Annotated in this window: 22 protein-coding genes and 1 other RNA gene; 3 read left to right on the top strand and 20 right to left on the bottom strand. The window is 60.9% G+C overall.

Annotated features, from left to right (window positions below):
• Positions 1-91 precede the first annotated feature (91 nt).
• Complete coding sequence (locus LOL23_RS18285) at positions 92-958, bottom strand: M23 family metallopeptidase (RefSeq protein WP_237174078.1); 867 nt, start codon at positions 956-958, stop codon at positions 92-94.
• Positions 959-1,182: 224 nt separating this feature from the next.
• Between LOL23_RS18285 and LOL23_RS18280 the strand changes: the two genes are divergently transcribed.
• Positions 1,183-1,662, top strand: a complete 480-nt coding sequence (locus tag LOL23_RS18280) for a DciA family protein (protein WP_160982261.1) — start codon at positions 1,183-1,185, stop codon at positions 1,660-1,662.
• 47 nt (positions 1,663-1,709) lie between these two features.
• Here LOL23_RS18280 and lpxC read toward each other — a convergent pair whose 3' ends face one another.
• The 16 genes from lpxC to rnpB all read right to left on the bottom strand — a co-directional run bounded on the left by lpxC (position 1,710) and on the right by rnpB (position 20,910).
• Positions 1,710-2,633: a UDP-3-O-acyl-N-acetylglucosamine deacetylase gene (gene lpxC, locus LOL23_RS18275; RefSeq protein WP_160982262.1), complete on the bottom strand. Its 924-nt coding sequence runs from the start codon at positions 2,631-2,633 to the stop codon at positions 1,710-1,712.
• A gap of 317 nt (positions 2,634-2,950) precedes the next feature.
• Positions 2,951-4,117 carry a cell division protein FtsZ gene (gene ftsZ / locus LOL23_RS18270; RefSeq protein ID WP_160982264.1) on the bottom strand — a complete coding sequence of 389 codons (1,167 nt, stop codon included), beginning with the start codon at positions 4,115-4,117 and terminating at the stop codon, positions 2,951-2,953.
• Between the two features lie 175 nt (positions 4,118-4,292).
• On the bottom strand, positions 4,293-5,519 hold the full coding sequence (ftsA, locus tag LOL23_RS18265; RefSeq protein ID WP_160982266.1) for a cell division protein FtsA: 1,227 nt from the start codon (positions 5,517-5,519) through the stop codon (positions 4,293-4,295).
• Between the two features lie 11 nt (positions 5,520-5,530).
• A complete protein-coding gene (locus LOL23_RS18260; RefSeq protein WP_160982268.1) occupies positions 5,531-6,325 on the bottom strand; it encodes a cell division protein FtsQ/DivIB in 795 nt (264 codons plus the stop codon).
• Positions 6,326-6,338: 13 nt separating this feature from the next.
• Complete coding sequence (locus tag LOL23_RS18255) at positions 6,339-7,286, bottom strand: D-alanine--D-alanine ligase (protein ID WP_160982270.1); 948 nt, start codon at positions 7,284-7,286, stop codon at positions 6,339-6,341.
• Positions 7,283-8,689: a UDP-N-acetylmuramate--L-alanine ligase gene (gene murC / locus LOL23_RS18250; RefSeq protein WP_160982272.1), complete on the bottom strand. Its 1,407-nt coding sequence runs from the start codon at positions 8,687-8,689 to the stop codon at positions 7,283-7,285. The genes LOL23_RS18255 and murC overlap by 4 nt, the downstream gene beginning before the upstream one ends.
• A complete protein-coding gene (murG, locus tag LOL23_RS18245; RefSeq protein WP_237174077.1) occupies positions 8,686-9,759 on the bottom strand; it encodes an undecaprenyldiphospho-muramoylpentapeptide beta-N-acetylglucosaminyltransferase in 1,074 nt (357 codons plus the stop codon). The genes murC and murG overlap by 4 nt, the downstream gene beginning before the upstream one ends.
• Positions 9,756-10,949: a putative lipid II flippase FtsW gene (gene ftsW, locus LOL23_RS18240; RefSeq protein WP_160982276.1), complete on the bottom strand. Its 1,194-nt coding sequence runs from the start codon at positions 10,947-10,949 to the stop codon at positions 9,756-9,758. Before ftsW ends, murG begins: the two co-directional genes overlap by 4 nt.
• On the bottom strand, positions 10,946-12,475 hold the full coding sequence (gene murD, locus LOL23_RS18235; RefSeq protein ID WP_160982278.1) for a UDP-N-acetylmuramoyl-L-alanine--D-glutamate ligase: 1,530 nt from the start codon (positions 12,473-12,475) through the stop codon (positions 10,946-10,948). Before murD ends, ftsW begins: the two co-directional genes overlap by 4 nt.
• Complete coding sequence (gene mraY, locus LOL23_RS18230) at positions 12,472-13,644, bottom strand: phospho-N-acetylmuramoyl-pentapeptide-transferase (RefSeq protein WP_160982280.1); 1,173 nt, start codon at positions 13,642-13,644, stop codon at positions 12,472-12,474. The genes murD and mraY overlap by 4 nt, the downstream gene beginning before the upstream one ends.
• A complete protein-coding gene (murF, locus tag LOL23_RS18225; RefSeq protein ID WP_160982282.1) occupies positions 13,634-16,420 on the bottom strand; it encodes a bifunctional UDP-N-acetylmuramoyl-L-alanyl-D-glutamate--2,6-diaminopimelate ligase MurE/UDP-N-acetylmuramoyl-tripeptide--D-alanyl-D-alanine ligase MurF in 2,787 nt (928 codons plus the stop codon). Before murF ends, mraY begins: the two co-directional genes overlap by 11 nt.
• Positions 16,417-18,153: a peptidoglycan D,D-transpeptidase FtsI family protein gene (locus LOL23_RS18220; RefSeq protein ID WP_160982284.1), complete on the bottom strand. Its 1,737-nt coding sequence runs from the start codon at positions 18,151-18,153 to the stop codon at positions 16,417-16,419. The genes murF and LOL23_RS18220 overlap by 4 nt, the downstream gene beginning before the upstream one ends.
• On the bottom strand, positions 18,150-18,458 hold the full coding sequence (gene ftsL / locus LOL23_RS18215) for a cell division protein FtsL (protein ID WP_160982286.1): 309 nt from the start codon (positions 18,456-18,458) through the stop codon (positions 18,150-18,152). Before ftsL ends, LOL23_RS18220 begins: the two co-directional genes overlap by 4 nt.
• Positions 18,446-19,552 (bottom strand): 16S rRNA (cytosine(1402)-N(4))-methyltransferase RsmH, encoded by a 1,107-nt coding sequence (gene rsmH, locus LOL23_RS18210; RefSeq protein WP_237174076.1) that lies wholly within the window; start codon positions 19,550-19,552, stop codon positions 18,446-18,448. The genes ftsL and rsmH overlap by 13 nt, the downstream gene beginning before the upstream one ends.
• Before the next feature lie 8 nt (positions 19,553-19,560).
• Positions 19,561-19,989, bottom strand: a complete 429-nt coding sequence (gene mraZ / locus LOL23_RS18205; protein ID WP_160982290.1) for a division/cell wall cluster transcriptional repressor MraZ — start codon at positions 19,987-19,989, stop codon at positions 19,561-19,563.
• Between the two features lie 517 nt (positions 19,990-20,506).
• An RNA gene (gene rnpB, locus LOL23_RS18200) (RNase P RNA component class A) lies at positions 20,507-20,910 on the bottom strand.
• 111 nt (positions 20,911-21,021) lie between these two features.
• Here rnpB and LOL23_RS18195 point away from each other — a divergent pair.
• Positions 21,022-22,890, top strand: a complete 1,869-nt coding sequence (locus LOL23_RS18195; protein WP_160982292.1) for an ATP-binding cassette domain-containing protein — start codon at positions 21,022-21,024, stop codon at positions 22,888-22,890.
• A 153-nt stretch (positions 22,891-23,043) separates the two neighbouring features.
• Here the strand turns inward: LOL23_RS18195 and pyrC are convergent, their stop codons facing one another.
• Positions 23,044-24,105 (bottom strand): dihydroorotase, encoded by a 1,062-nt coding sequence (gene pyrC, locus LOL23_RS18190; protein ID WP_160982294.1) that lies wholly within the window; start codon positions 24,103-24,105, stop codon positions 23,044-23,046.
• A gap of 32 nt (positions 24,106-24,137) precedes the next feature.
• Complete coding sequence (locus LOL23_RS18185; RefSeq protein WP_160982296.1) at positions 24,138-25,334, bottom strand: M20 aminoacylase family protein; 1,197 nt, start codon at positions 25,332-25,334, stop codon at positions 24,138-24,140.
• Positions 25,335-25,555: 221 nt separating this feature from the next.
• Here LOL23_RS18185 and LOL23_RS18180 point away from each other — a divergent pair, with 221 nt between their 5' ends.
• Positions 25,556-25,828: an SWIB/MDM2 domain-containing protein gene (locus tag LOL23_RS18180; protein WP_160982298.1), complete on the top strand. Its 273-nt coding sequence runs from the start codon at positions 25,556-25,558 to the stop codon at positions 25,826-25,828.
• Between the two features lie 150 nt (positions 25,829-25,978).
• On the opposite strand, the gene LOL23_RS18175 is transcribed toward LOL23_RS18180, so the two are convergent.
• Entirely contained in the window at positions 25,979-26,344 is a 366-nt protein-coding gene (locus tag LOL23_RS18175) for a DUF4870 family protein (protein ID WP_160982300.1), read from the bottom strand.
• Positions 26,345-26,662 lie beyond the last annotated feature (318 nt).

Here is a 26,662-nt window from a genome sequence, read left to right as displayed (position 1 = left end):
CCGTGCCGGCGCGGGCCCGCTTTGCCTGTCGTTGGGTTGGCGGAAAAGGCTCCGCGGAAAACGCTACAGTTTAACGCAGGTTCGTGGCAACTTACTTTACAGCAGCCATGACAGCACTGGCGCCGCCGGCAGCCGCGTTGGCTGCGTCGGCAATCAGGCTGTCAGGCTCGGTGTTGGTCTCGGCGGGCAAGAACAGCGACGGGTCAAGGGGATGGCCGGCCATCCGAACTTCGAAATGTAAATGCGACCCGGTGGAGCGCCCCGTGCTGCCCACGCGCGCTATCATCTGCCCCTTCTCGACCAGAGCGCCAAGCTTGACGTTGATCGACGAGGCATGGGCGTACCGGGTAACGAGGCCATTGCCATGGTTAATTTCGACCATCTTGCCATAACCGGGTACGTAGCGCGCCTCGGTGACAACACCCGCAGACGCAGCGTGTATCGGCGTACCTCGAGGGGCCGCGAAATCAAGCCCTTCGTGCATCGTATGGCGTCCGGTAACAGGATGCCGGCGCCATCCGAATGAGGAACTGAGCGCGGGATAATCCACCGGTTTGTAGGACGGCATCCAATTCTGCGCGCCGGCGCGCTTGGTCAACACTAGATCCAGCATGCCCAGCCAGTCTTTCTGCTCGGAAAGCTGCGCAGATAGTATGTCCAGACGGCGCCCCAACCCTTCGGCGGACCACTCCGAGATACCGGAGTCGGCATGGATGTCGTCCATGACGGCCGGCACCTGGTGCGCCAGGTTGGCCTGAACCTCAGGGTCGGTATATGCCACGCCGGCTGCCTTGGCGACGTGTTTGCTCAGCGCCCCCACGGAAATCAACTGCGCCTGCATTTCGCCGACTTTGGCAGCAAGCTGACTGACGTTCTCCCGCACATAAGCCGAGTCGCGCGACAAACGTTCAGCGATGATGCGCTCCTGGTCGGGCGTGAGCGTCTGCTGAGGCGCCATGCGCGCCTGGATCCAGGCGCCGGCGACCGCGGAAGCGCCCAGGGCCGCTACCGCCAGTACAGCGGCTGCGAAAAACCGCAAGCCTTTACGGGTAGAATGAGCAGAGGAAGTCCCGGTGGGTTGACGTACCCCTGTTTCGGGCACCGTCCCCCCGAATTCTCTGGACGCTGTAGATTGCATAAACCGATATCTCTATTCCGTTTCGCAGGCTAGGCATGGCATACATGCGTAAACCCACTGCTATTCGTAAACAAGACCGAACGCGTGGCGCGGCCCTGGCGGCCAATTGGCTGGAGGACGACCAGCAAAGCGCCGACGTATGGGCGACAGCCCGTGCCATGCTCGCCATCCAGGAAGCAGCGCGCGAGGTACTACCGGGGCCGCTGGCCGATGCGTGCCAGGTTGCCCGTATGGAAAGACAGCGAATTACACTGGCAGTTCCCAGCGCCGCCTATGCCGCCAAACTCAGGCAATTGGCGCCGCGCATTGCACATCTACTGGCCGGCAAGGGCTGGAACATCCAGGAGATCACCGTCAAGGTGCATGCCGGATTACCGCGGCAGCGCACAGAAAGCGCTACGCAGCGTGACGTTGTCCCGCTGGGCGAAAACGCCCTGCAGGCATTTGACGACCTTCGCCACAGCGTAAGGCCAGGCCCGCTGGCTGATGCCATAGAGCGATTACTGGCGCATCACCGCCGCTGACGCCGGGTACAACAAGGAAACAGTAACGCGCTGGGCGGCAAGCCGCCTTAAGCCAGTTTCCACTCGTGTGTGAACGCCTTGGGCGCGGTGGCCGTTGAAGCGTAGGTCACGATTTCCCAGGCTTGCTGGCGGGCCAACAACGCCCGCGCAAGCTGGTTATTAAGGCCATGGCCGGATTTGCAGGCGACATAACGCGCCACAAGCGGCTTGCCAATGAGATACAGGTCGCCGATGGCGTCGAGTATCTTGTGCTTGACGAATTCATCATCATAACGCAAGCCATCCGCATTGAGCACGCGGTACTCGTCCATCACGATTGCGTTATCGAGGCTGCCACCACGCGCCAAGCCAGCCGCACGCAATGCCTCGACTTCGTTCACGAAACCGAAAGTGCGGGCCCGAGCGATCGTCTTGACGTAGGAGTCTTTCTCGAAATCGACTTCGGCGAAATTGGCCGTGGAATTGATGGCGGGATGGTGAAAATCGATGGCGAACGACAAGGCAAAGCCGTTATACGGCTCGAGACGCGCCCATTTGAGATCTTCGCCCTCGCCTTCGCGCACCTCGATGGGTTCGAGCACGCGCAAGAATTGCTTGGGGGCCGCTTGTTCTTCAAGACCTGCCGAGCGCAACAGGTACACGAATGTGCCCGCGCTGCCATCCATGATAGGCACTTCTTCGGCAGTGAGGTCGACATGAAGGTTGTCGATACCCAGGCCGGCCAGCGCGGACATCAGGTGCTCGACGGTGGAGACACGCACATTGCCCTTCTGGAGCACCGAGGCCATGCGGGTATTGCCGACAAGGTCCGCCTGTGCGGGAAGATCGACGATTTCGGGCAAGTCAACGCGGTGAAAAACGATACCCGTATTGGGTGCAGCCGGGCGCAGGGTAAGCTCGACCCGCCGGCCCGAATGAAGACCGACCCCCTTGGTGCTGATGGGTCTCTGGATGGTGCGTTGACGTAGCATGAGCGATCTGTTCAAGGGCGCAAGCCCTTCTTTTTCCTGCTTTTTTATGAGGGGCCATTGTAACCGAATTACGGGTTTTCCATTAAATTCAGTTGTTTCAACAGCCTGTGCAAGTGTTTCAGTGGGCTTCAATGCATACCGGCCCATCGGTTTGTAACAACGGCGACGGCGCGCTGCCCGTGGGGAACGAGCGGCGCGCCTGCCGGGAACCCCGCCAGCGAACAGCGGGGGTGCGAGAGTCAGCCACCCGCCCTGCCCAATGGGCAGGGGCGGGCAACCTCCAGTCTGGCGGATTTACATCGTGATGCGCTACGAGATCAATCCGCCTGCTTGCGCAGGAAAGCAGGGATATCAAAATGATCCATACCTGCGGTTTCCAGCGCGCGCACCTGGGCCGAAGCCTGGCCGCGCGGGCGGCGGATTACCGCGGGAACGTCGGAATTGCCAAAATCATAATCACCGGCGGTGAAATCATCCGTGCCGGTGCGAACCGCTTCCTGTTTGCTGGACACCAGTTGCGGACGGGATGCGGCGCGGCCCAGGCCGGTGGCAACCACGGTGACACGCAAGTTCTCGCCCATGGACTCGTCGTAAGCGGTGCCAAAAACGATGGTGGCATCGTCAGCGGCATAGCTGCGAATCGTATCCATGATTTCGCGGGTTTCGCGCATCTTGAGCGTGCGGCTGGCGGTAATGTTGACCAGCATGCCGCGCGCACCGTGCAGATCGACACCCTCGAGCAGCGGGCACGCAATGGCACGCTCCGCGGCAACCCGGGCGCGGTCGGCGCCTGCCGCGATAGACGTACCCATCATGGCCTGGCCCTGCTCGCCCATGATGGTCTTGACGTCTTCGAAGTCGACGTTGACATTGCCTTCGACATTGATGATCTCGGCGATACCGGCACATGCGTTGTGCAGCACATCATCCGCCGATTTGAAGCAGTCTTCCTGCGTCGCATCGTCGTCCATCAGGTCGTACAGGTTTTCATTCAGCACCACAATCAAGGAATGTACGTGCTTGGAGAGCTCAGTAATGCCCTCTTCCGCCATCTTCATGCGCTTGTTGCCTTCGAAACCAAAGGGCTTGGTGACCACACCCACAGTCAGGATGCCCAGCTCTTTGGCAACCTCGGCCACGACCGGGCTGGCGCCCGTGCCGGTGCCGCCGCCCATGCCGGCGGTGATGAACACCATATTGGCGCCGTTCAGGGCGGCGCGAATTTCCTCGCGCGCCGTTTCTGCGGCGGCGCGGCCCTGTTCAGGACGCGCACCCGCACCCAGGCCGGTACGGCCCAGGCGAATCTGTACCGGCGCTTCCGTGGTGGCCAGCGCCTGCGAATCGGTGTTGGCGCAGATGAACTCCACGCCGCTCACCCCCGAGCGGATCATGTGGCCGACGGCGTTGCCGCCTGCACCACCCACGCCTACTACCTTGATTACGGTGCCGTTTGCACTCGTATCGAGCATCTCAAAATTCATCATGTCGACTCCCTCACGTTTCCAGAATTGCTTAAATCACGATATTGAAATTGCTTTCCCCAGTACTGCTGCTTATCCGGAACGGTGTCAAACAAAGTGCCCGCCGGCTGACGCGCACCTGATTTGACCCCCTTCCGCAACCGTGCCCGCGCGGGCCGGCCGTTAGGGTCTTGCGGCCCTAATTCATAAACCACTCCTTCATGCGCGCCAGCAGCGTCTTGAACGACCCTTTCTGCTGAGCCACCTTGTGGCCGCGCGCGCGTTGCAAACGAGCCTCGGACAACAGGCCCATCACAGTGGAGAAACGCGGGTTGTGCATGACGTCCGCCAGACTGCCTTCGTAGGCGGGCACGGCAACACGCACCGGTTTCAGAAATACGTCTTCGGCCAGCTCAACAATGCCAGGCATCAGGGCGGTGCCGCCCGTCAATACGACGCCGGAGGCGAGCAGGTCTTCGTAGCCGGATTCGCGCACAATCTGCTGCACGAAGGTAAACAGTTCTTCGACACGCGGCTCGATCACCGCGCCCAGCGCCTGACGCTTTACTTGCCGGTTGGGCCTGTCTCCCAGTCCCGGCACCTCGATCATCTCGTCGGGGCTGGCCAGCACCTGCTTGGCAATCCCGAAGCGCAGCTTGATCTCTTCGGCATCCGGCGTAGGCGTACGCAGCATGGCCGCGATATCGCTGGTGATCTGGTCGCCGGCAATGGGCACCACTGCAGTGTGGCGGATGGCGCCACCCGTATAAATGGCGATGTCGGTGGTGCCGCCGCCTACATCCACCAGCACTACGCCCAATTCTTTCTCGTCAGCCGTCAGGCAAGCCAGGCTCGAGGCCAGTGGCTGCAGAATCAGATCCTGCACTTCCAGGCCGCAACGCCGCACACACTTGACAATGTTCTGCGCCGCGCTGACCGCCCCCGTGACGATATGCACGCGTACCTCAAGGCGCAAGCCACTCATACCGATCGGCTCGCGGATGTCCTCCTGCGAGTCCACGATGAATTCCTGCGTCAACACATGGAGCACTTGCTGGTCGGTGGGGATGTTGACCGCCTTCGCGGTCTCGATGACACGCGCCACGTCGGTCGCCGTCACCTCCTTGTCTTTAACGGCCACCATGCCACTGGAATTGAAGCTGGTGATGTGGCTGCCCGCGATGCCGGTGTATACCTCACGTATCTTGCAGTCGGCCATCAGCTCGGCTTCTTCAAGCGCGCGCTGTATCGAATTGACAGTCGATTCGATGTTGACCACCACGCCCTTGCGCATACCTTGGGACTCATGCTGTCCAAGGCCCAACACCTCGAAACGCCCTTCGGGCAGAATCTCGGCAACCACAGCCACCACCTTGCTGGTGCCGATATCGAGTGCAACGATCAGGTCTTTGATGTCACGGGTCATAGTTTTAGTCTTTACTTCGTCGAGGTGTTGTTTACGGGAGCCAGGGTAATGGCGAAACCGTTCGGGTAGCGCAGATCGGCCGACGCAATGCTGCGGTCGCCCAGTCGCTGCGCCAACTGCGGCCAAACTTGTACAAATTGTTCGATGCGTGCGGCAAACGGGAGGGCGCCCGATCGACCATGCGGGTCGGCAACGTCGGCTGCGGGATCGCGGCCGAGATTCAACCGCATGCCGTCCGACAACCGCACTTCCCATGCATAACGGGGGCTGAGCGTGACCTCACGCACATGCAGGTTCAGCGGCGCAAACCAACGCGCGATCTCCGCATAACGCTGCACGACCAAACGTTCGGAATTCGCTGGCCCATTCAGCTGGGGCAGTTGCGCATCATCCGGCAGCTCGCCCTGGTTGGCCGCGAACGCTTCCCCCCAGGTGTTGATCATCTGGTCTTCATTCCACAAGGCCAGCGGCTGCTGCTCCTCGACCTGCACACGCAGGGTATCGGGCCATACGCGGCGCACGCTGGCGTGCCGGACCCACGGCACGGTTTCAATAAGCCCGCGCACATCATCGAGCTTCACAGAGAAAAAGTTGCCCGACATCCTGCCCGCAATCGTCGCCCGGACACTGGCGGGCGACACATAGCCAAGCTTTTCATTTCCTTCTTCGGGCTCGAGCTGTATACGTGATATGGCGAAGTACGGCCGCTGCGCCAGCCATGCCACGCCGCCCGCCAACAAGGCGAACACGGCCAGCACGGCCAACGCATTCGCGATGAAGTTGGTTAAACGGGCGTCGGAAAACATGGCTGATGCTCCCTTACTCGCGCGCCGGCGCCTGCACTTTGCAGTTCGCCATCGATAGAATTTCGACACACAGGTCGGCGTAGCTCATGCCGGCCGCCTTGGCTGCCATGGGCACCAGGGAATGACTGGTCATGCCAGGCGACGTGTTGAGCTCCAGCAGCCACGGCTCGCCATTTTCGTCCAGCATGAAATCCGCACGGCCCCAGCCTTCGCAGCCCAGCGTCACGTATGCCTGCTCGGCAAGGCGCAGCACACGCTCGGTCAACGCGGGCGACAGCTGTGCGGGGCAAACGTACTGGGTGTCATTGGACACATATTTGTGCTCGTAGTCGTAGTTGCCCTGCGGCGCAATGATCTCGATGACTGGAAGCGCTCGCGCCTGCTTGCCTTGGCCCAGGATTGCCACCGTCAACTCGCGCCCCGCAATGAACTTCTCAGCCAGCACTTCCGCGTCATAGCGCGCCGCCAACAGATAGGCTTCGCGCAGGGCTTCACGCGTATCCACGCGCGTCACACCCAACGTCGAACCTTCATGCGGCGGCTTGATGATCATGGGCAGGCCAACGCTTTGCACCGCGGCGTCCAGATCCGCCTCGCTATGCAGTGCCGCGTAGGGCGGTGTGGGCAGGCCTTCGTACAGCCACACCTTCTTGGTCATGATCTTGTCCATGGCCAACGAAGAGGCAAGAGGGCCACTGCCTGTGTATGGCTTGCCGAGCAATTCGAGTGCACCTTGCAGCGTGCCGTCTTCACCATAGCGTCCGTGCAGGGCAATGAACACGCGATCAAAGTTGGCGTTGATGAAGTCAACCAGTGTATAGCGCCCCGTATCAAACAAATGTGCATCCACCCCCTTGCTGCGCAGCGCGTCATACACGCCTTGGCCGGACATAAGGGATACTTCGCGCTCTGCGGAGCGCCCACCGTACAACACCGCCACACGGCCGAACTGACTGCTCATAATGCCTCTCCCATCTGCGCCGGCACGCGGCTGATCGAACCTGCCCCCATCACGATCACCACATCGTCATCTCGCACGAAATCGCGGATCGCCTGGGGCATGTCATCTACGTTCTCGACGAACACCGGCTCCACCTTGCCTGCCACACGCAGTGCACGGGTCAATGCACGGCCGTCAGCAGCCACCAGCGGCGCTTCGCCCGCGGCGTATACTTCGGACAGCAGCACAGCGTCAGCTTGGCCGAGCACCTGCACAAAGTCTTCGAAACAATCACGCGTCCGCGTATAACGATGGGGCTGGAAGGCCAGCACAATACGGCGGTCGGGCCAGGCACCACGCGCTGCCTTGAGCGTCGCGGCCATCTCGACCGGATGGTGGCCGTAATCGTCGATCATCGTGAAGCGGCCGCCGCCATGGTCGGCCGGCACCTCAAACTCGCCGACCTGGGTAAACCTGCGGCCCACGCCGCGAAACGATTCCAGTGCCGCCGAAATCTGCGCATCGGACAGCCCCAACTCGGTGGCCACCGCGATCGCTGCAAGCGCGTTCAACACATTGTGGCGCCCAGGCAGGTTCAGGCGCACGGACAGCGGCGGCAGCATGCCGGTTGCCCCCTGGCGCAATACGTCAAAGCACATCATTGTGGCTTCGGGGCGCACATTAACGGCACGCACCTGAGCCTCTGTCTCAATGCCGTACGTAGTTACCGGCCGGGAAATGAATGGGATGATCTCGCGTACATTGGCATCATCACTGCACACAATGGCCGAACCATAGAACGGCAGACGCTGGGCAAATTCGATGAAGGCGCTCTTGAGGCGCGCCACATCATGGCCATAGGTATCCATATGGTCCATGTCGATATTGGTGATGATGGCCATCACCGGCAGCAGGTTCAAGAACGACGCATCGGACTCGTCCGCTTCGGCAACGATGTACTCACCCTGCCCCAAGCGCGCATTCGCACCTGCGGAATTGAGCCTTCCGCCGATCACAAAGGTAGGATCCAGGCCGCCGCCCGCCAGCACACTCGCCACTAGACTGGTGGTGGTTGTCTTGCCGTGCGTACCGGCCACCGCGATGCCGCGCTTCAAGCGCATGAGTTCGGCGAGCATCAGGGCCCGGGGAACCACAGGTATGCGCGCGGCGCGCGCGGCCAGCACTTCGGGGTTGTCTCCACGCACCGCTGTTGACGTGACGATTGCACCCACACCCTTCACGTTGGCTGCATCGTGCCCGATGGAAATTCGCGCACCCAGGCTCGCCAGGCGACGCGTGACCGCCGACTCGTTGATGTCGGAACCGCTGATGGAATAACCCAGATTCAGCAGCACCTCGGCAATACCGCTCATGCCCGAACCGCCTATCCCTACAAAATGAATACTTTGAATTCTGTGTTTCATGCTTTGCTCCCGGCGACCTGTTCACATGCGTCGGCAATCTGGCTGCGAGCCTGCAGCCAGGCATGCTCGTGGGCATGCGCGGCCATGCGCGCCAGATCGGAGCGGCTCAGGGCGCCCAGCCAGTCAGCCAGCCACTGGGCGTTCAATTCGGACTGCGGGCGCATCAGGGCGCCATTGCAGTCACTGAGATAACGTGCGTTTGCCGTCTGATGATCGTCGATGGCGTGCGGCAATGGCACAAACAATGCCGCCACCCCCACTGCGGCGATTTCCGCCACCGTCATCGCCCCCGCGCGGCAAATCACCACATCGGCGTTGGCCATTTCGTTCGCCATGTCTTCGATGAATGCGCGGCAATCGGCTTCGACGCCTGCCTGCGCATAGGCTGCGCGCAGGGTATCGATATGGCGCTCGCCTGCCTGATGCAAAACCACGGGACGATCCTGCGGCGCCAGCAGCGCAATGGCCTGCGGCATCACCGCATTCAGCGGCGCAGCGCCCAGGCTCCCACCCACGATCAACACTCGCAACGGGCCCTTGCGCAAGGCATAGCGTTCAAATGGCGCGGGCATTTTCGAGAATTCGGTGCGTACAGGATTACCGACCATGATGGCTCCCGGCAATGCGCCTGGAAACCCCACCAAGACCTTCTGGGCCATACGGGCCAACCAGCGGTTCGCTGTGCCGGCAATGGCATTCTGCTCATGCACCACCAGCGGAATGCGCCGCATTGCGGCCATGACACCGCCCGGAAATGCCACATAGCCGCCCATACCCAGAACCACGTCAGGCTTGACGCGAGCCAATGCCCGACGCGCCTGCGCGCAGGCGCGCAGCAGCGTGAACGGCAGCTTGAACAGCGCCATCGGCCCCTTGCCCCGCAGGCCAGCAAAACGCAACGGCACCAGCTCGAAGCCTTGGGGCGGCACCAATTGCCCTTCCATGCGCTCGGGATGGCCGAGCCATAGCACACGCCAGCCACGCTGCTTCATTTCGTGTGCAACAGCCAGGCCCGGCATGATGTGCCCGCCTGTACCGCCCGCCATGATCAGCAAAGTACGCGCGCTCATGTGCGTTTCCCCCGCATCATATTGCGATTCTCGAAATCCACGCGCATCAACAATGCCATGGCCACGAGATTCATCACAATTCCCGAGCCGCCGTAACTCACCATAGGCAGCGTAAGCCCCTTGGTGGGCAGCAGGCCAAGGCATACACCGATATTGATGAAAGCTTGCGCACCGAACCACAGTGCCACGCCCTGAGCAACCAAACCGTTGAAAATGCGCTCCATGGCCAAGGCCTGGCGGCCCACTTCGAAACCGCGCCAGACTAAATACACAAACAGGGCCAGCAAGCACATCACGCCGACAAACCCCAACTCTTCGCCAATCACCGCGACGATGAAGTCAGTATGTGCCTCGGGCAGATAGTGCAGCTTTTCGACACTGGAGCCCAAGCCGACACCAAACCACTCGCCACGCCCGAGCGCAATAAGCGAGTGCGAAAGCTGATAGGCACTGCCATAGGCATTGTCGGGGTTCCAGGGATCCAGGTAGACAAACAGACGCTCGCGGCGCCATGGCGATAGCCAGATCAGCGCGAGGAAACTGAACATCATGATGCCCAGGAGCGTGGAGAACAGCTTGCCATTGATACCGCCAATGAACAAAATGCCCACCGCGATGGCCACAATCACCATGAAAGCGCCCAGGTCGGGCTCGAGCAGCAACAGCATGCCCACGACCGCCAGCGCGCAGGCCATGGGCAGAAACCCGCGCAAGAAGTTCTGCATGTGCTCTTGCTTGCGTACGGTGTAATCGGCAGCATAAAGCAGCACCGCCACTTTCATCATCTCGGAGGGCTGCACGTTCACTGGGCCAATCGACAGCCAGCGCCGCGCACCGTTCACTTCCCGGCCGATGCCCGGCACCAACACCACCGTCAGCAACACGACGCAGATCAGGAACAGCGGCACGGCGGCCTTCTGCCATACCTTCATCGGTATGCTGGCGGCGAACAGTGCGCACAGCAAACCAATGGCAATGAATATGCCATGGCGCAGAACGAAGTAATAGCGGCCGTAGCTTTCGTAGCGAGGCCCATCCGCCAATGCAATACTGGCGGAGTACACCATCAGCAGGCCGAACATCACTAGCGTAGCCGCCACGACCAGCAGCGATATGTCGAATGCCGGCATGGTGGTGCGGCCGGGCCGCACAGCATTCACCCCAGACGTCAGCTCGGAGAACAGGCTCATTCCACCTCCCCTCGGCTCAGGGCGAGCTCCCGAACCTCTTCCACAAAACTCTGGCCGCGATGACCATAATTGCGGAACATATCCATGCTGGCGCATGCCGGCGACAGCAATACCATGTCGCCCTCTTGCGCAAGGGCAAAAGCGCGCTCCACCGCTTCACGCATGGAAGCTGCTTGCTCGATGGGCACACCCGCCGCCGCAAGCGCATCTGCGATTACCGCGGCGTCGCGGCCGATCAGCACTACCGCGCGTGCGTGATCGCGCACTGGCTGAATGAGCGGTGAGAAATCCTGGCCTTTGCCCAGGCCGCCGGCAATGAGCACTACCTTATGTTCCAGGCCATCCAGCGCGGCAACCGTTGCGCCCACATTGGTGCCCTTGCTGTCGTCCACGAAATCGACACCGGCCAGCGTACGCACAAATGCCATGCGATGTGGCTCGCCGCCATAGTCGCGAAGCGCGCGCAACATATCCGCCCATCCCAGGCCCAGGCTGCGGCCCAATGCCAGGGCTGCCAATGCATTGAGTGCATTATGGCGGCCGCGCACCCGCATGGCATCAGCAGGCATCAGACGCACCAGGCGGCCTGATGCGCGCACCGGCGCCAACTGACTCTTCTTGCGTCGCGATGACGACGCCGGCATGTCGAAATCGGTGGCTTCAGCGGCGGCCAGCCACAACATGCCATCACTGTCCTCCAGCCCCATGTCGCCCTGTGCCTCTGGCGCCCCCAACCCGAACGAACGCACTTGTTCACCGTGCAGATCGTCGACCATGGCTGCAACCAGGGGGTCATCGCGATTTACGACAGCCAGCGCGGCCATCTTCAAGAGACGTGCCTTTGCCGCAGCGTACGCCTGCATGCTGCCATGCCAGTCGAGGTGATCCTGCGTCACATTCAGCACCACCGCGGCGTGCGGCCGCAGCGTATGGATAGCCTCCAACTGAAAGCTCGACAGTTCCAGTACCCAGACGTCAGGCAACGCACCGGACTGCAACGCGTCGGCCAACGCCGTCAGTGCAGCCGGGCTGATATTGCCAGCCGCCAGCGCGCTCAGGCCTGACGCCTCAACCAACCGGCGCGTCATGGCTGTGACAGTGGTTTTGCCATTGGTGCCCGTCACCGCAAGCACCTTCGGCTCGTACCCCTGCGCCGCCATATCAACCAACGCACGGGCAAATAGTTCGACTTCGCCAATGACTTCGATGCCCTGCTCCGCCGCCCACGCCAGCAGCTCACGCTGCGGCGGTTCGGAAGGCACGAGACCGGGACTGAGCACAATCGTGTGCACACCCTGCAGCGCTGTTCGCGCAAAGTGCTCCGCGCCAAGCAGATATTCGACCTGACTGCCGCCCAGCGCCGCTTTGAGCGCGGACATCCCCCCCGGCTCGGCGCGGGTGTCCAGCACACGCAGCCGCGCACCATGCAGGCCGCACCATTTTGCAGCCGCCGCACCCGTCTCGCCCAACCCCAGAATCAAGGTTGTGCCATCCGTGCGCACCGAGGGAAAAGTCCAGTTAGTCATCGCAGTTTGAGAGTTGCAAGCCCAATAAGCACCAGCATCATGCTGATAATCCAGAAACGCACCACTACCTGGGTTTCCTTCCAACCCGTGACTTCAAAGTGATGATGCAGCGGCGCCATCCGGAAGACCCGTCGCCCTTCTCCATAACGCCGCTTGGTGTACTTGAACCAGGTCACCTGAATCATCACGGAGAGCGTTTCCACAACGAACACGCCGCCCATGATGAACAGCACAATTTCCTGACGCACAATCACAGCAATGGTCCCTAGTGCGCCGCCCAAGGCCAATGCACCCACATCGCCCATGAACACCTGCGCTGGATAAGCGTTGAACCATAGAAAGGCCAGGCCCGCGCCTGCAATCGCGGCGCACAGCACCATGAGTTCAGAGGCGCCAGGGATATACGGAAACAACAGGTACTTGGAATAATCCACGCGCCCCACAACATAAGCAAAAATGCCGAGTGCGCTTCCCACCATCACTGTGGGCATGATCGCCAAACCATCCAGGCCGTCGGTGAGGTTGACCGCATTGCTGGACCCCACGATCACCAGCCACGTCAGTGCCACAAAACCGAACACACCCAAGGGATAACTGACGCTCTTGAAGAAGGGCACGATCAGATCGGCGCGAGTGGGCAATGGCATCGTGAAACCGCTCAGCACCCAGTCTCGGAACAGCGGCCACAGCTCGGCATTCGCGGGCGCGGAAACGGCAAAGGTGAGATACACCGATGCAACAGCGCCGATCAGCGCCTGCCAGAAAAACTTCCGGCGAGATGACATGCCTTCAGGATCGCGATAAACCACTTTCCTGTAATCGTCGGCCCAGCCTATCCAGCCAAAGCCGAATGTGACAAGCAGCACAACCCACACGAAGCGGTTGGACCAGTCGGCCCAGAGTAGTGTGCTGACACCGATGGAGATCAGGATCAACGCGCCGCCCATGGTCGGCGTGCCTGTTTTCTGCAGATGGGATTGGGGGCCGTAGGCACGCACCGCTTGGCCGATCTTGAGTGCGGTCAGGCGGCGGATTACCCATGGCCCGGCAAACAAGCCGATCATCAAGGCAGTACCGCATGCCAGCACGGCGCGCAGCGTGATGTATTCGAACACCCCGAAAGCGCGTATGTGCGAATCCGACAACCACTGCGCCAATTCAAGAAGCATGGTCCACTCCTTGCCCAATTGCGGGGTTTTGTTCTTCAAGCGCCGAGATGACGCGCTCCATGCGCATGCTGCGTGATCCTTTCACCAGGATATTTGCGGGAAGACGAACAGCCAAATCCTGGGCCAAGCTGTCGATAGATGAATAAGAAACCGCGTTCTCGCCGAATGCCTGCACAGCCTGTTTGCAGGCCGTGCCGAACGTCAAGAGCGCATCGATGCCCTGTTCGCGGGCATAACGGCCAACCTCGGCATGCATGGTCGGTCCGTTGTCGCCCACTTCGCCCATGTCGCCCAAAACCAGAATCTTGTGGCCCTGCAGGCTGGCAAGCACATCTATGGCTGCACGCACGGAGTCGGGGTTGGCGTTATAGGTGTCGTCGATGAGTTGAAAACCGCCCGGCAGCATACGGGGCTGCATGCGCCCTTTTACCGGGCTAAACGCCCCCAGGCCGCGCGCGATGGCATCCAGCGGAAGGCCGGCCGCCAACGCACATGCAGCTGCGGCCATGGCGTTGCGCAGATTGTGCGCGCCCGGCGCGTTCAGCAGGATGTCTGCGTCACCCTGCGGCGTAATCAGGCGGAACCGCGTGCGCGACGGTTCCGCACGAATCGACCCTGCCCTGACGTCCGCCCCTTCGTCGAAGCCGAAGTGCACGATCCGGCGGCCACCAGCCAGCCCATTCCAGAGCAAGGTGTAGTCGTCATCACCAGGAAAGACCGCAACACCATTGACAGGCAGCGCCAGCAACACACTGCCATTCTCGCGCGCAACCGCTTCCACAGACTGCATGAACTCTTGATGCTCGCGCTGCGCATTATTGACCAGCGCAACCGTGGGCTGCGCAATGGCTGCGAGCAAGGCTATTTCGCCAGGGTGGTTCATCCCCATTTCGAGCACCGCAGCACGATGACCACGGGTGAGGCGCAATACGGTCAGCGGCACGCCGATGTCGTTGTTCAGGTTGCCGCGCGTAGCAAGGCTAGCCGCGTCGCCATAGCTCTCGCGCAAAATCGCGCCGATCATTTCCTTGGTTGTTGTCTTGCCGTTGCTGCCCGTGACGCCGATCACCGGAATATCGAACTGGCGGCGCCAGGCGGTTGCAATGCGAATCAGCGCCTGGCGTGTGTCGCCCAGCACATACTGCTTCATTGCAGGATCGGCATCAGCGACACGATGGGCCACGACAGCACCGCGCGCGCCGGCTTTTGCGACTGCGGCGACGTAATCATGCGCGTCGAAGTTCTCGCCCTTAAGTGCCACAAACAACTGTCCGGGGGCAATAGAGCGTGAGTCGGTGGATACAGCTTGACCAACGCCCCAATCCAATGCAAAACGTGCCCACTCACGGTCGTCGAACGGCGACCGCACGCCACCGGCCTCTTGATAGGTTTCGTGGCCTTTGCCTGCCAGCAGCACCACATCAGCCGCACTGGCCTCCCATACCGCCAGGAGAATCGCCAGCGCGCGATCCGTTTGCACGCGCGGCTCACCGGGCATGCCGGCAAGTACTTGCGCAATAATATCGCTGGGATTCTCTGAGCGGGGATTATCGCTAGTCACGATGACCAGGTCGGCGCCAGCTGCGGCAATGCTGCCCATCATGGGGCGCTTGCCGGTGTCACGGTCGCCACCGCAGCCAAATACGCACACCAGCCGCCCACCACGTGCCTGCGCGAGTGGACGAAGCGCCGTCAACGCACGCGCCAGCGCGTCGGGCGTATGGGCGTAATCCACAACCACCATGGGGCCCGGCACATCGGATGGCGCAGGCTCGACGACCTGCAGCCGGCCCGCAACGGGCGTCAATCTGGCCAGGACACGCGCAATGCGGGACACACCCCACCCCATTTCACGAAGCACGCCGGCAATCAAAAGGAGATTGGAAATATTGTGCTCACCCACCAGACGCGTGGGTACTTGCGCACTGCCCCCAGGCATCAGCAGATTAAATACCAGCCCGTAGGCGCCTACGTGAATATCGCGCGCCTGGATGGCCGCATCGGCAGCGCCTAATGAATAGCCCTGCACAAGGCCGGCAGGCAAGCGGGCGAGCAGCTCGGCGCCGGCAGCATCGTCGGCATTGATAATGGCGCGCGACAGCCCAGGGCGTTCAAACAGTGCGAACTTGGCCTGCTTGTAACGGGCTTCTGTCTGGTGATAATCGAGATGGTCGCGTGTCAAATTGGTGAACGCCGCGATATCGATATGCACTTCATCCAGACGCCCCTGTTCAATGCCGATCGACGAGGCCTCCATAGCGACGACTTCGGCGCCAGCATCGCGCAACCGCGCCAGGCTTTCATGCAGACTCAGCACATCCGGCGTGGTAAGCGCCCCACCTTCCTGGCTGCCGTCGGGCAATGTCAGGCCCAGCGTACCGATCGCGCCGCTGGGCACACCCTCTGCATTGAGCGCAGCAGCCAGCCATTGCACACAACTGGTCTTGCCATTGGTACCCGTTACGGCAACGATCTTCGTCGTCTCGGAAGGCTTGCCGTACCATATGTGCGCAACTTCGCCCATCACCTTGGGCAAAGCCGGCACAGAAAGCATCGGCACGCCCGGCGGCTGCGCGAGCAAGCGCGCATCGGCATGCACCACTATCGCCGCAACGCCTGCTCGCACGGCTTGGTCGATGTAGTCGCGGCCATCGGCATGCAGGCCCGGGCATGCGAAAAACACATCGCCAGCACGAAGCTGGCGCGTATCCAGGCACAGTCGCGCGGTACGCGCAACCCGTGCCTCTAGCCAGGAAACGATATCAGGCGCATTCATTCCCGCGCCTCCTTCTTGGCGCCCAGCGCCACGAGTGACTCAATCGGCGCATCAGGCTGCACGCCAAGGCGGCGCAGACTGCTGGCCACAATATCCGAAAACACCGGCGCCGCGATGCGGCCGCCATAATAAGCCTTGCCGTGCGGCTCGTCGATGGTCACCGCTACGACAATGCGAGGGTTCGATACCGGCGCGAAGCCCACGAACGAGCCGCGATACAAGCTGCGACTGTACTGGCCGTCCACGATCTTGCGCGCCGTGCCGCTCTTGCCCGCCACGCGGTAACCCTGCACCTGGGCCAGCTTGGCGCCATCCGGCCCAGCCGCGGCTTCCAGCATGGCACGGATCTGTCCTGCGATTTCAGGCCTGTACACCTGCACGCTTGTGGGTTTGCCTTCGCGCTTGAGCAGCGTCAGGGACACCATATCGCCGTTTCGGGCGAACGCTGTGTATGCATGTGCCATCTGCATCAACGACACCGACAAGCCATAGCCGTACGCCATGGTTGCCCGTTCTATCGGGCGCCAGCGCTCCCACGGGCGCAAACGGCCAGATGCAACCCCCGGGAAGTCAGTATGCGGCGGACGGCCGAAGCCCAGCTCGGTGAACTTAGTCCACATCTCCTGTGAAGTCAGCTTCTCGGAAATCATCGTCATGCCGATGTTGCTCGAACGGCGCAGAATGCCCGCTACGTTGAGCACCCCATTCTTGCTGACGTCGGAGATGGTCGACCCTTGGTAGCGGTAACGGCCGTTGCCGGTATCGAACAGCGTGTTCGTGGAAATACGTTTGATGTCCAGGGCCAGCGCCGCCGTGAACGGCTTCATGATCGAACCGGGCTCGAAGGTATCGGTCAGGGCCCGGTTACGCAAGGCCGCGCCCTTGCGATCGCCACGGTCATTCGGATCGTAGGTGGGCAGATTGACGAGTGACAGGATCTCGCCCGTTTGTACATCCAGCACAATCGCAGCACCGGCTCGCGCGTCATTCGCCTGCAGGGCGTCTTTGAGCGCAGCGTAGGTGTCATACTGCAGCCCCGCATCGATAGAAAGCCTTAGATCCTGGCCATTCACAGGCGGCACAATCGCCTGCACATCCTCTACGACGCGCCCCAGCCGATCCTTGATCACTCGGCGCGACCCAGGGCGGCCAGACAGTGCATCATTGAAGGCCAGTTCGATACCGTCGATGCCTTGATCTTCGATATTGGTAAAACCGATAAGATGCGCAGCCACCTCCCCCTCGGGGTAGAAGCGGCGCATTTCAGCCTGGTCGTGGAAACCAGGCACCTTGAGCCGCCGGATCTGCTCCGCAGTGTCCACCGCCACCTGGCGCTTGATATAAACAAAATTGCGCTCGTCGTCGCCAATGCGTCGCTTGATGTCACTGGCAGGCATCTCGAGCAAGGCGCCAAGCCTCTTGAGCTGCTCGTCCGACGCCTTGCGCGCGTCTTCAGGGATCGCCCAGATAGCACGCACGGGCACGCTGGACGCCAGCACCACAGTACCGGTGCGATCGAAAATCTTGCCACGCGTAGCCGGCAACACGAGATTGCGCTCGTAGCGGCGTTCGCCCTGCTCTTTCAGGAACTCGTTCGACAACCCTTGCAGATACAGCGCTTTGGCCGCCAGGGCCAGGAAACCCACCATCAGCAGTATCAATACCAGGCGCGACCGCCACATTGGCATCTGCTGGTTGAGCACGGGGCTGTCATAGAAACGCACGCGCTTCATGGTTTGCCCCCCGATGCCGGCTGGCCGGCAGATGCGGACGGCGATGTACCCACCATATAGAGTGTGCGGTCGGGCGTTCCCGGCGTCATGCCCAGCTCTTCACGCGCAATGCTGTCGATGCGCGCATTGCGGGCCAGTTCCGCGCGCTCAAGCTGAAGGCGCCGCCAATCGGTGTCCAGTTGGCGCTCACGATCGTGCAGCCGACCAGCCTCCACATACAATTGGCGCGCCTGGAAGCGCGCCGTGACGAGCGACAGAGCGGAAACCATCAACAGCGCCGCAAACAGAAGGCTCAACCGTGCCATGACGTGCGCCCTCCCTTGCCATGACGCCTGCCGGCAGCATCGCCGCCAGCCATGCCCTGGCCAACAAACGATGCGCCGCCATCGGGCGGCAGCGGTGTATCCGTGCGTTCCGCCACCCGCAAGACAGCCGATCGGGCACGAACATTGTCACGCGCCTCATCGGCGCTGGCCAGCACCCGGCCGAGCGAGCGCAGGATGGGTTGCGGCATATCCTTCTCTGGAATCGGCAGGCGCGCGTGCGCGGCAGCCGGTCTGGCCGCCGCCGCGATGCACTGCTTGACCATGCGGTCTTCAAGAGAATGGAAGCTGATCACCGCAAAACGCCCTCCTGGCGCAAGCAAAGTCAGAATTGCCTTGAGGGCGCGTGCGAGCTCCTCGAGCTCTTGATTGAGGTAAATCCGTATAGCCTGAAAGCTGCGGGTGGCCGGGTGTTGACCCTTTTCGCGCGTGCGGACGACACCGGCGATGAGCTCGGCGAGGTCGAGCGTTGTGCGCAGCGGGCGGGATTCGCGGCGAGCAACAACCGCCTTTGCAATCTGGAAAGCAAACCGTTCTTCGCCATAATGTGCGATGACCTCCCTCAATTCTTCGACACTGACCTCAGCCAGCCATTGCGCAGCCGTCATACCGCTGCTCGTATCCATCCGCATATCAAGCGGGCCTTCGCGCATGAACGAGAAACCCCGCGATGCATCGTCGATCTGAGGGGATGACACTCCCAGATCCAACATCACACCGTTAACCGACGCGATCCCCAGATCGGCCAGCCTTTCAGCCATTTCCGCAAAGCCGCTGTGCACCACAGCCACTCTGCTATCCTGCGCCGCCAGTTGATGGGCCACCTCGATGGCCTGCGGGTCTTTGTCGAAGACCACCAGCCTCGCCTGCGGCCCCAGTTTCGACAACAGCAAGCGGCTATGCCCCCCACGCCCGAAAGTGCCATCGACAAACACGCCGTTGCGCCGCGCCTCATCGACAAGCGGCTCGGAAGCGGAAACCACCTGCCCACGCGTACCGTGCTTTCGGCCAAAACCCGGATCAACGAGAGCGTTGACCGTAGGCTCCAGCAGCACGGACCGATGCACAAACGACATAGCAGGAATCAAAAAGAAAATGTTTCGAGGACTTCAGGCATACCCTTCGCGAGGTCTTCCGCTTCGCGTCGGGCCCATTCGGCGGCATCCCACAATTCGAAGTGACTACCCATCCCCAGCAGCATGACTTCGCGCGTCAACCCAGTCGCTGTGCGCAGCTCAGGCGCCACCAGAATGCGGCCTGACGCATCCATGTCAACGTCCTGCGCATTGCCCAGCAGCAGGCGCTGCAGCGGACGAGCGGACATTGGGAAGTTTGCGATCTGCTCACGCTTCTTTTCCCACACATTGCGGGGGTACAGAAGCAGACAGCCATCGGGGTGGCGGGTGAGGGTAAGACGGCCTTCGACCTGTGCGACGAGCGCGTCACGGTGCCGGGTCGGAATCGAGATCCGCCCCTTGGCATCGAGAGTGAGAGCGCTGCTGCCCTGGAACAAGTTTCTTCCCCACTTTTTTGCACAAAATCCTACTTTTCCCCACTCTAAGCCATGGCTTTCAAGTGGTCAAGCACAAGTTGCATTTTTTTCAATCGCGTCAAGCACTTAGCCTCATCTTTAAGAGTTCGGCCAAAAAAAATTCCTCAATAAATCAAGAAATTGTGATCTGAAGTGAAAGTCCTTTATCAGAATGGAGCGGTGGATAAACCATAACGCGCGTTTTCAATTGCTGACATACGGCCGCAACCACCCGTCCATTCAGGAAATTGCCAGCTTTCCCGACAACCATCCAGAATCATGACTAGCCAACGAAAGCGAAGCCGCTAAGACGCAGCTAAGACGCGGCTACTTAAAGCAATGGAGGGAAATAAAGGAAGGCGGCGATAGAGACGCGAGGGAATGAAACGATGAAGAGGCAGCGATAGAAAAAGCAGCGATGGGAGGCTAAAGCGCGGGCGCGAAAAACCGGTTGAAAAACTGCCGTGCCGGGGCAAGCCCCCGCCCCGCACTACGGAAAAAGTGAGACAGGCCTATAGGCCGGATTCTGTATGCCCGGCGAGCCGGACAGGCAATCATTCATCTGGGCCCGACATTACTGTCGGGCTCGAGCCATCTACCCGCATGCTCGGACGGGCCGCCCGTCTGGCCGAGGCCTGCGCATGCCTATTTGATGTTGCTCCGGATAGAGGTTACCGCGTTTCACCCTGCAGCGCCGCAGGCGTTTCCGCCTGCGCAGCACGGAGTAGCCGTGCCGGTGCACGCCCGTGGACGTGCCCTCGCCGCAGACTCGTCTCTGTGGCCCTGTTCCTCGGCTCGCGCAAGCTCGCGCTTTTGCTTGCCGGACGGCTGTTAGCCGCTACCCTGCCCTGTGGAGTCCGGACCTTCCTCGATGCGCCGCACCGCGATTGCCCGGCCTGCCTCACGTGAGCATTGTAACCTGCGACAATAGCGTTTTGGCCCGGCCGCTTGCGGCCGGCCGGTGCTGCAGCCCTCGGGGGCAAAAGGCAGCATGGTTTTCCTCATTTTCACGACATGGCCGCAACACTCGTTACCCTCACCGATGCTCAACTGGCTTATGGGCACCACCCGCTCCTGGATCACGCCGAACTCACCATCCAGGCAGGCGAACGCATCGGCCTGATCGGCCGCAACGGGGCTGGCAAATCGTCCCTCCTCAAGATTATCGATGGTCGCATCCAGCCTGACGACGGCGAGGTCATGCGGGTGGGCGGCCTGCGCGTCGCGACGGTAGAGCAGGAACCTGAGCTGGACGACAATCTCACCGTCCACGAAGCGCTTTGCGGCGATATTCATTCAAGCGAAGACTGGCAGCGGCCCGCCCGCGCCAACGCACTCATTGAACAGCTCGGGCTGCAGGCAGACGCCCAAATCGCGGGATTGTCCGGTGGGTCGCGCAAGCGCGTCGCGCTGGCCCGCGCCGTGGCGGACGAGCCCGATCTGCTGTTGTTGGATGAGCCCACCAACCATCTGGACTTCGACGGCATCACTTGGCTCGAAAACCTGCTGCTCACCGCGCGCTGTGGTGTCGTGCTAATTACACACGATCGACGCTTTCTGGATGCAGTCGCTACGCGTATCGTAGAACTCGATCGCGGCAAGCTGTTCAGCTTCCCCGGCAATTTTTCAGCCTGGCAACAACGCAAGGTTGAATGGCTGGAAGCCGAACAGCAGCAGAATGCCCGCTTCGACAAGCTGCTTGCCCAAGAAGAGGTGTGGATACGCAAAGGCATCGAGGCGCGGCGCACCCGCAACGAAGGCAGGGTTCGACGGCTCGAACAGTTGCGGCGCGATCGCGCCGCGCGGCGTGAGCTGCAAGGCAATGTCAGGCTGGCTGTCGCCGAAGGCCAGCGGTCGGGCAAACTGGTGGCCGAACTGCAAGGCGTAACGCATGGCTATGGCGGCCGCACCCTGATTCGCGATTTTTCCACCGTCATCCTGCGTGGCGACCGCATTGGCCTGATCGGCCCCAACGGCGCAGGCAAAACTACACTTCTGCGCATCATTCTCGGGCAATTGCAACCCGACGAAGGCAGCGTGCGGCTGGGCACCAATCTTACCGTTGGCTACTTCGACCAGATGCGGGCCCAGCTCGATGAAAACGCCACGCTGGCAGACACCATCAACCCCGGCAGCGAGTGGATAGAGATCGGCGATCAGCGCAAACATGTCATGAGCTATCTCGAAGACTTTCTCTTCCCCGCCGCACGCGCACAATCGCCAGTGCACAGTCTGTCGGGCGGCGAGCGCGCGCGCCTGGCGCTGGCGCGCATGTTTGCGCGGCCCACAAACATCCTGGTGCTGGATGAACCCACCAACGACCTAGACATCGAAACGCTGGAGTTGCTGGAGTCACTGCTGCAAGACTACCAGGGCACGGTCCTGCTCGTGAGTCACGATCGCGCATTTCTCGACAATGTCGTCACGCAGACCATCGCCGCAGAAGGCGATGGCGTGTGGGGCGAATATGTAGGAGGCTATGACGAATGGCTCGCCCAACGCCCGCAGCCAGAGGGCGCCGCGGATAGCGCGAAAGGGCGCGGCAAAGGCGCCGCGAGGGGCATGGATAGCGACACATCCGGAAAAACACCCGATGCCAACACATCGAGCAACGCGAGCCGCACTGCAAAGCCGGCCAAGGTGGGCCGCATTACTTCATGGGAACAGCGTGAGCTCGATGGCATCCCCGATGCCATCGCCGCCCTCGAAACCGAACAGGCCAACCTGACGGAACGGTTGGCGGACGGCAGTCTTTACCGCGACGCACCCGATGAGGTCAATGCGATCAACGAGCAACTTGCCGGCATCGAATCAAAGCTCGAAGCACTCTTTGCCCGTTGGGAAACGCTTGAAGAAAAGAAAAACGCGTCAAGCCAAGCCTGATGCCAGGCGTCTTGGCATATCATCCCTGATCCATCAGGGCTGGAGACGACGGCCGCAATCCGGCGCCCCATGCGAACAGCATGCTGCTCGCATGGCTGGCGGCCGCACCGTCCGTCAAGGGCCTGCCTCAGCCTCAAGCGCCAATACCTGACGTCAGCCGATTACTTTCCATCTGAGCGACGTACCCGCCGCCAATGGCACCATAGTGGTATCACCCAACGGCAATTCAGCGGGAATCTCAAAGTCGGTGAGCGCCAACGTTAATGTCCCGCTGTTCTCAGGCAAGCCATAAAACGCCGGCCCGTTTCGGCTGGCAAACGCTTCCAGCTGATCCAGCCGCCCGGCTGCCTCGAACGCGGTGGCATACAACTCCATGGCATGCAGCGCCGTATAGCACCCCGCACAGCCACACGACGCTTCTTTCAAACCGCGCGGATGCGGCGCGCTGTCAGTGCCCAGGAAAAACCTTGGGTTGCCGCTTGTAGCAGCATCGATCAGCGCCTCTCGGTGCATTTCGCGTTTCAGCACCGGCAGGCAAAACCAGTGCGGCTGCAGGCCGTTGGTGAATAGCGCGTTTCGGTTGTACAGCAGGTGATGCGCGGTAATCGTTGCAGCAATAGGGCCGTCTGCATACCGCACGTACTCCACCCCTTCGAGTGTGGTCAGATGCTCGAACACAACTTTCAATTCGGGGAACATACGCCGGAGCGGGATCATCACGCGGTCGATGAACACTGCCTCACGGTCGAACAGATCGATGGCGGGATCAGTGACCTCACCATGCACCAGCAGCGGCAGCCCCACCCGCTGCATGGCTTCGAGCACACGCCCGCAACGCCCCAGCAGGTCAGTCACGCCAGCGTCCGAATTAGTGGTCGCGCCGGCCGGATAGAGCTTTACTCCATGCACAATGCCCGATGCCACCGCACGAGTGATTTCATCCGGGGAGGTATTGTCGGTGAGGTAAAGCGTCATCAGCGGCGTAAACGCATCGCGCGCAATACCCGCCTGGTCCAGGGCAGCCAGAATGCGATCGCGATATGCCTGAGCCTGTGCCGCGGTCGTCACAGGCGGCTTGAGATTGGGCATCACAATGGCACGCCCGAACTGTCGTGCGGTATCACCCACGACAGAAGCCAGCATGGCGCCGTCGCGCAGATGCAAGTGCCAGTCATCGGGGCGGATAATGGTCAGGGTTTGCTTGTCGCTAGTCATTTCATCACAGTCAATATCGCCGGTGCCCCGCTTCAGCCGGCATCTAGGGGCATGCTGCGCTCAACCAGCCGGCAGAACAGCGCGCTGCCGGCGGGAATCACCGCATCATTGAAATCAAACATAGGATTATGCAGCACGCAGCCGCGCTCCGCACCGCCCTGCCCCAGCCGAAAATAAGCACCGGGTCGACGCTGCAGCATCACCGAAAAATCTTCAGATCCCATCGACGGCGTCAGATCTCGTACGACCTGCTCTTCGCCGAACAGTTCCTCGGCCACATCGGCTACAAAACGGGCATGGGCGGGTGTGTTGATGGTTGCGGGAAACAGCCGCCGGTAGTCAAGGCTGATCTTGGCCTTGTAGGCAGCAGCCATGCCATCAACGATCTCGCGCATGCGCTGCACCACCTGCTCCTGGACCACCGGATTAAACGTGCGCACCGTGCCCACCATGTAAGCATCACGCGGAATGACGTTCATGGCCTGCAGATTGCCCGCGTTAACCGCCGCCACCGTCACCACGGCCGACTCGGGCGCGGGCACATTGCGCGACACAATAGTCTGCAATGCATTGATGAGCTGCGCAGCGATCACTACCGGGTCGTTGGTTTGATAGGCATGGGCCCCATGCCCGCCACGCCCTTCGATGTGTATCTCGAATTGATCCGCTGCCGCCATCATCGGGCCCGGGTTCACGCCGATGACACCCTCTGGCAACCCTGGCCAATTATGCAGCGCATAAATCGCATCGCACGGAAAACGCTCAAACAGGCCATCGTCCAGCATGGCCTGTGCCCCACCCTGGCCTTCTTCAGCCGGCTGAAAAATCAGCACCGCACGACCGTCGAAATTGCGTGTTTCAGCCAGATAGCGCGCGGCCCCCAGCAGCACTGTGGTGTGGCCATCGTGCCCACATGCATGCATCACCCCCAGATTGTTGGACGCATAATCGACGCTTCCCTGCTCCTGTATAGGTAGCGCGTCCATATCCGCCCGCAAGCCAATTGCCTTACCGCTGGTATTGCGACGCCCTTCCAGCACCCCGACAACCCCCGTGCGGCCAATACCCTTGTGCACCTCAAATCCCAGTGCCTGCAGGGCCGCCGCCACGATCGATGACGTGCGCGTCTCCTGAAAGCCAAGCTCTGGGTTTGCGTGAATATCACGACGTATTGCCGTAAGGTCGGCATGAAAGCCTCGGATCACCTCCAGGACTGATTTCGCATGCATAGTCTGGCCTCCTCCTGGCCATCGAACGGCGCCCGGATCGGCCCGGAATTGCCGGTTTTCGTGTATTCGTCACATTAACACAGGGACATCCCCAAGACGCGAAGCTTTATGCCCGCACCCCGAGCGGTTATATTCTCGTTCACAAATCGCTTTGTTTTTCGAGGAAACTCACGTTATGCTGCGTGAGACGCACCTTTTCACTCAATCAGGAGTACTGATCTATGGCAACCACCGCGAAAACCGCCCGTAAACCGAACGCGGCATTCATGAAACCGCTTACGCCTAGCGCCACGCTGGCTGCCGTCATTGGTCCCGAGGCTGTTCCACGCACCGAAGTCACCAAAAAAATCTGGGATTACATCAAAAAGCACGACCTGCAAGATCCCGCCAATCGCCGAAACATCAACGCTGACGACAAGTTGCGTCCGCTGTTTGGCAAAGATCAGGTCTCAATGTTCGAACTCACCAAACTTGTCAACGCCCATCTTAAATAAGCTATATCGCGTAAGCGTCGCGCGCTTACCATGCTTGTGGTCACAGCCCTTGCTCGTCGGCACAGCCACACCCATACCGCCTAATAAAAAGCCGCTGACAGACTTGGCTGTCAGCGGCTTTTTTGCCCGGTTAGCGGGCGGATGGAACGCTTAATACTCAGATACAGGCGGCTGCCCCGATGCCAACGCAAGCCAACCTTTGATCAAACGATAGACGATCCATACAAGCGCAATAATGCCCGTGATCCAGCCGATGAAGATCCAGGTTGCCAAGGCACTGAGCAGCACCCACAACAGCCCCCACCAGAACGTGCCGATCACCCAATCGAAATGGGCGGCATATACCGTACCAGCGGCATCGCTACGCTTGAGATAGGCCAGCACAATCGCGGCAATAGCCGCAACGCCAAAAAAACCGCCACTCAGCAAACCAAGCGCGAACAGGCCGTATATAAGATGCGTAAGGTTGCGCATCGAAAAGCCCTTGTTGTCTTCTGGCGGAATCGCCTCGGTCATCGGTAACCTCCGGAATCAGGGTGCATACATTCGGCCCCGCGGCCGATCCAGGCTATTCTACCGGAACTCGGGCGGCCGTAATATATGCCGATCCCCTTGTGGCAAGCAGATCTCCCGTTTTGGCGTACTGTCGCGGCTTGCACGGGTTCACCGCGCACCGATGCGCTGGTCGCGCCTGGGTGGTGCGCCGGCGCTTTGCCTGGTTTTGATTCGCACAAACAAAAACCCCCGCCAGGGTTTGCTGGCGGGGGTTTTCTTCGGTATAAAAGCCTGACGATGACCTACTTTCACAGACGAGATGTCAACTATCATCGGCGC

It is taken from the genome of Paracandidimonas lactea, assembly GCF_021653995.1.
GTDB classification, from domain to species: domain Bacteria; phylum Pseudomonadota; class Gammaproteobacteria; order Burkholderiales; family Burkholderiaceae_B; genus Allopusillimonas; species Allopusillimonas lactea.
This window is presented reverse-complemented; position numbering and strand designations above follow the sequence as displayed.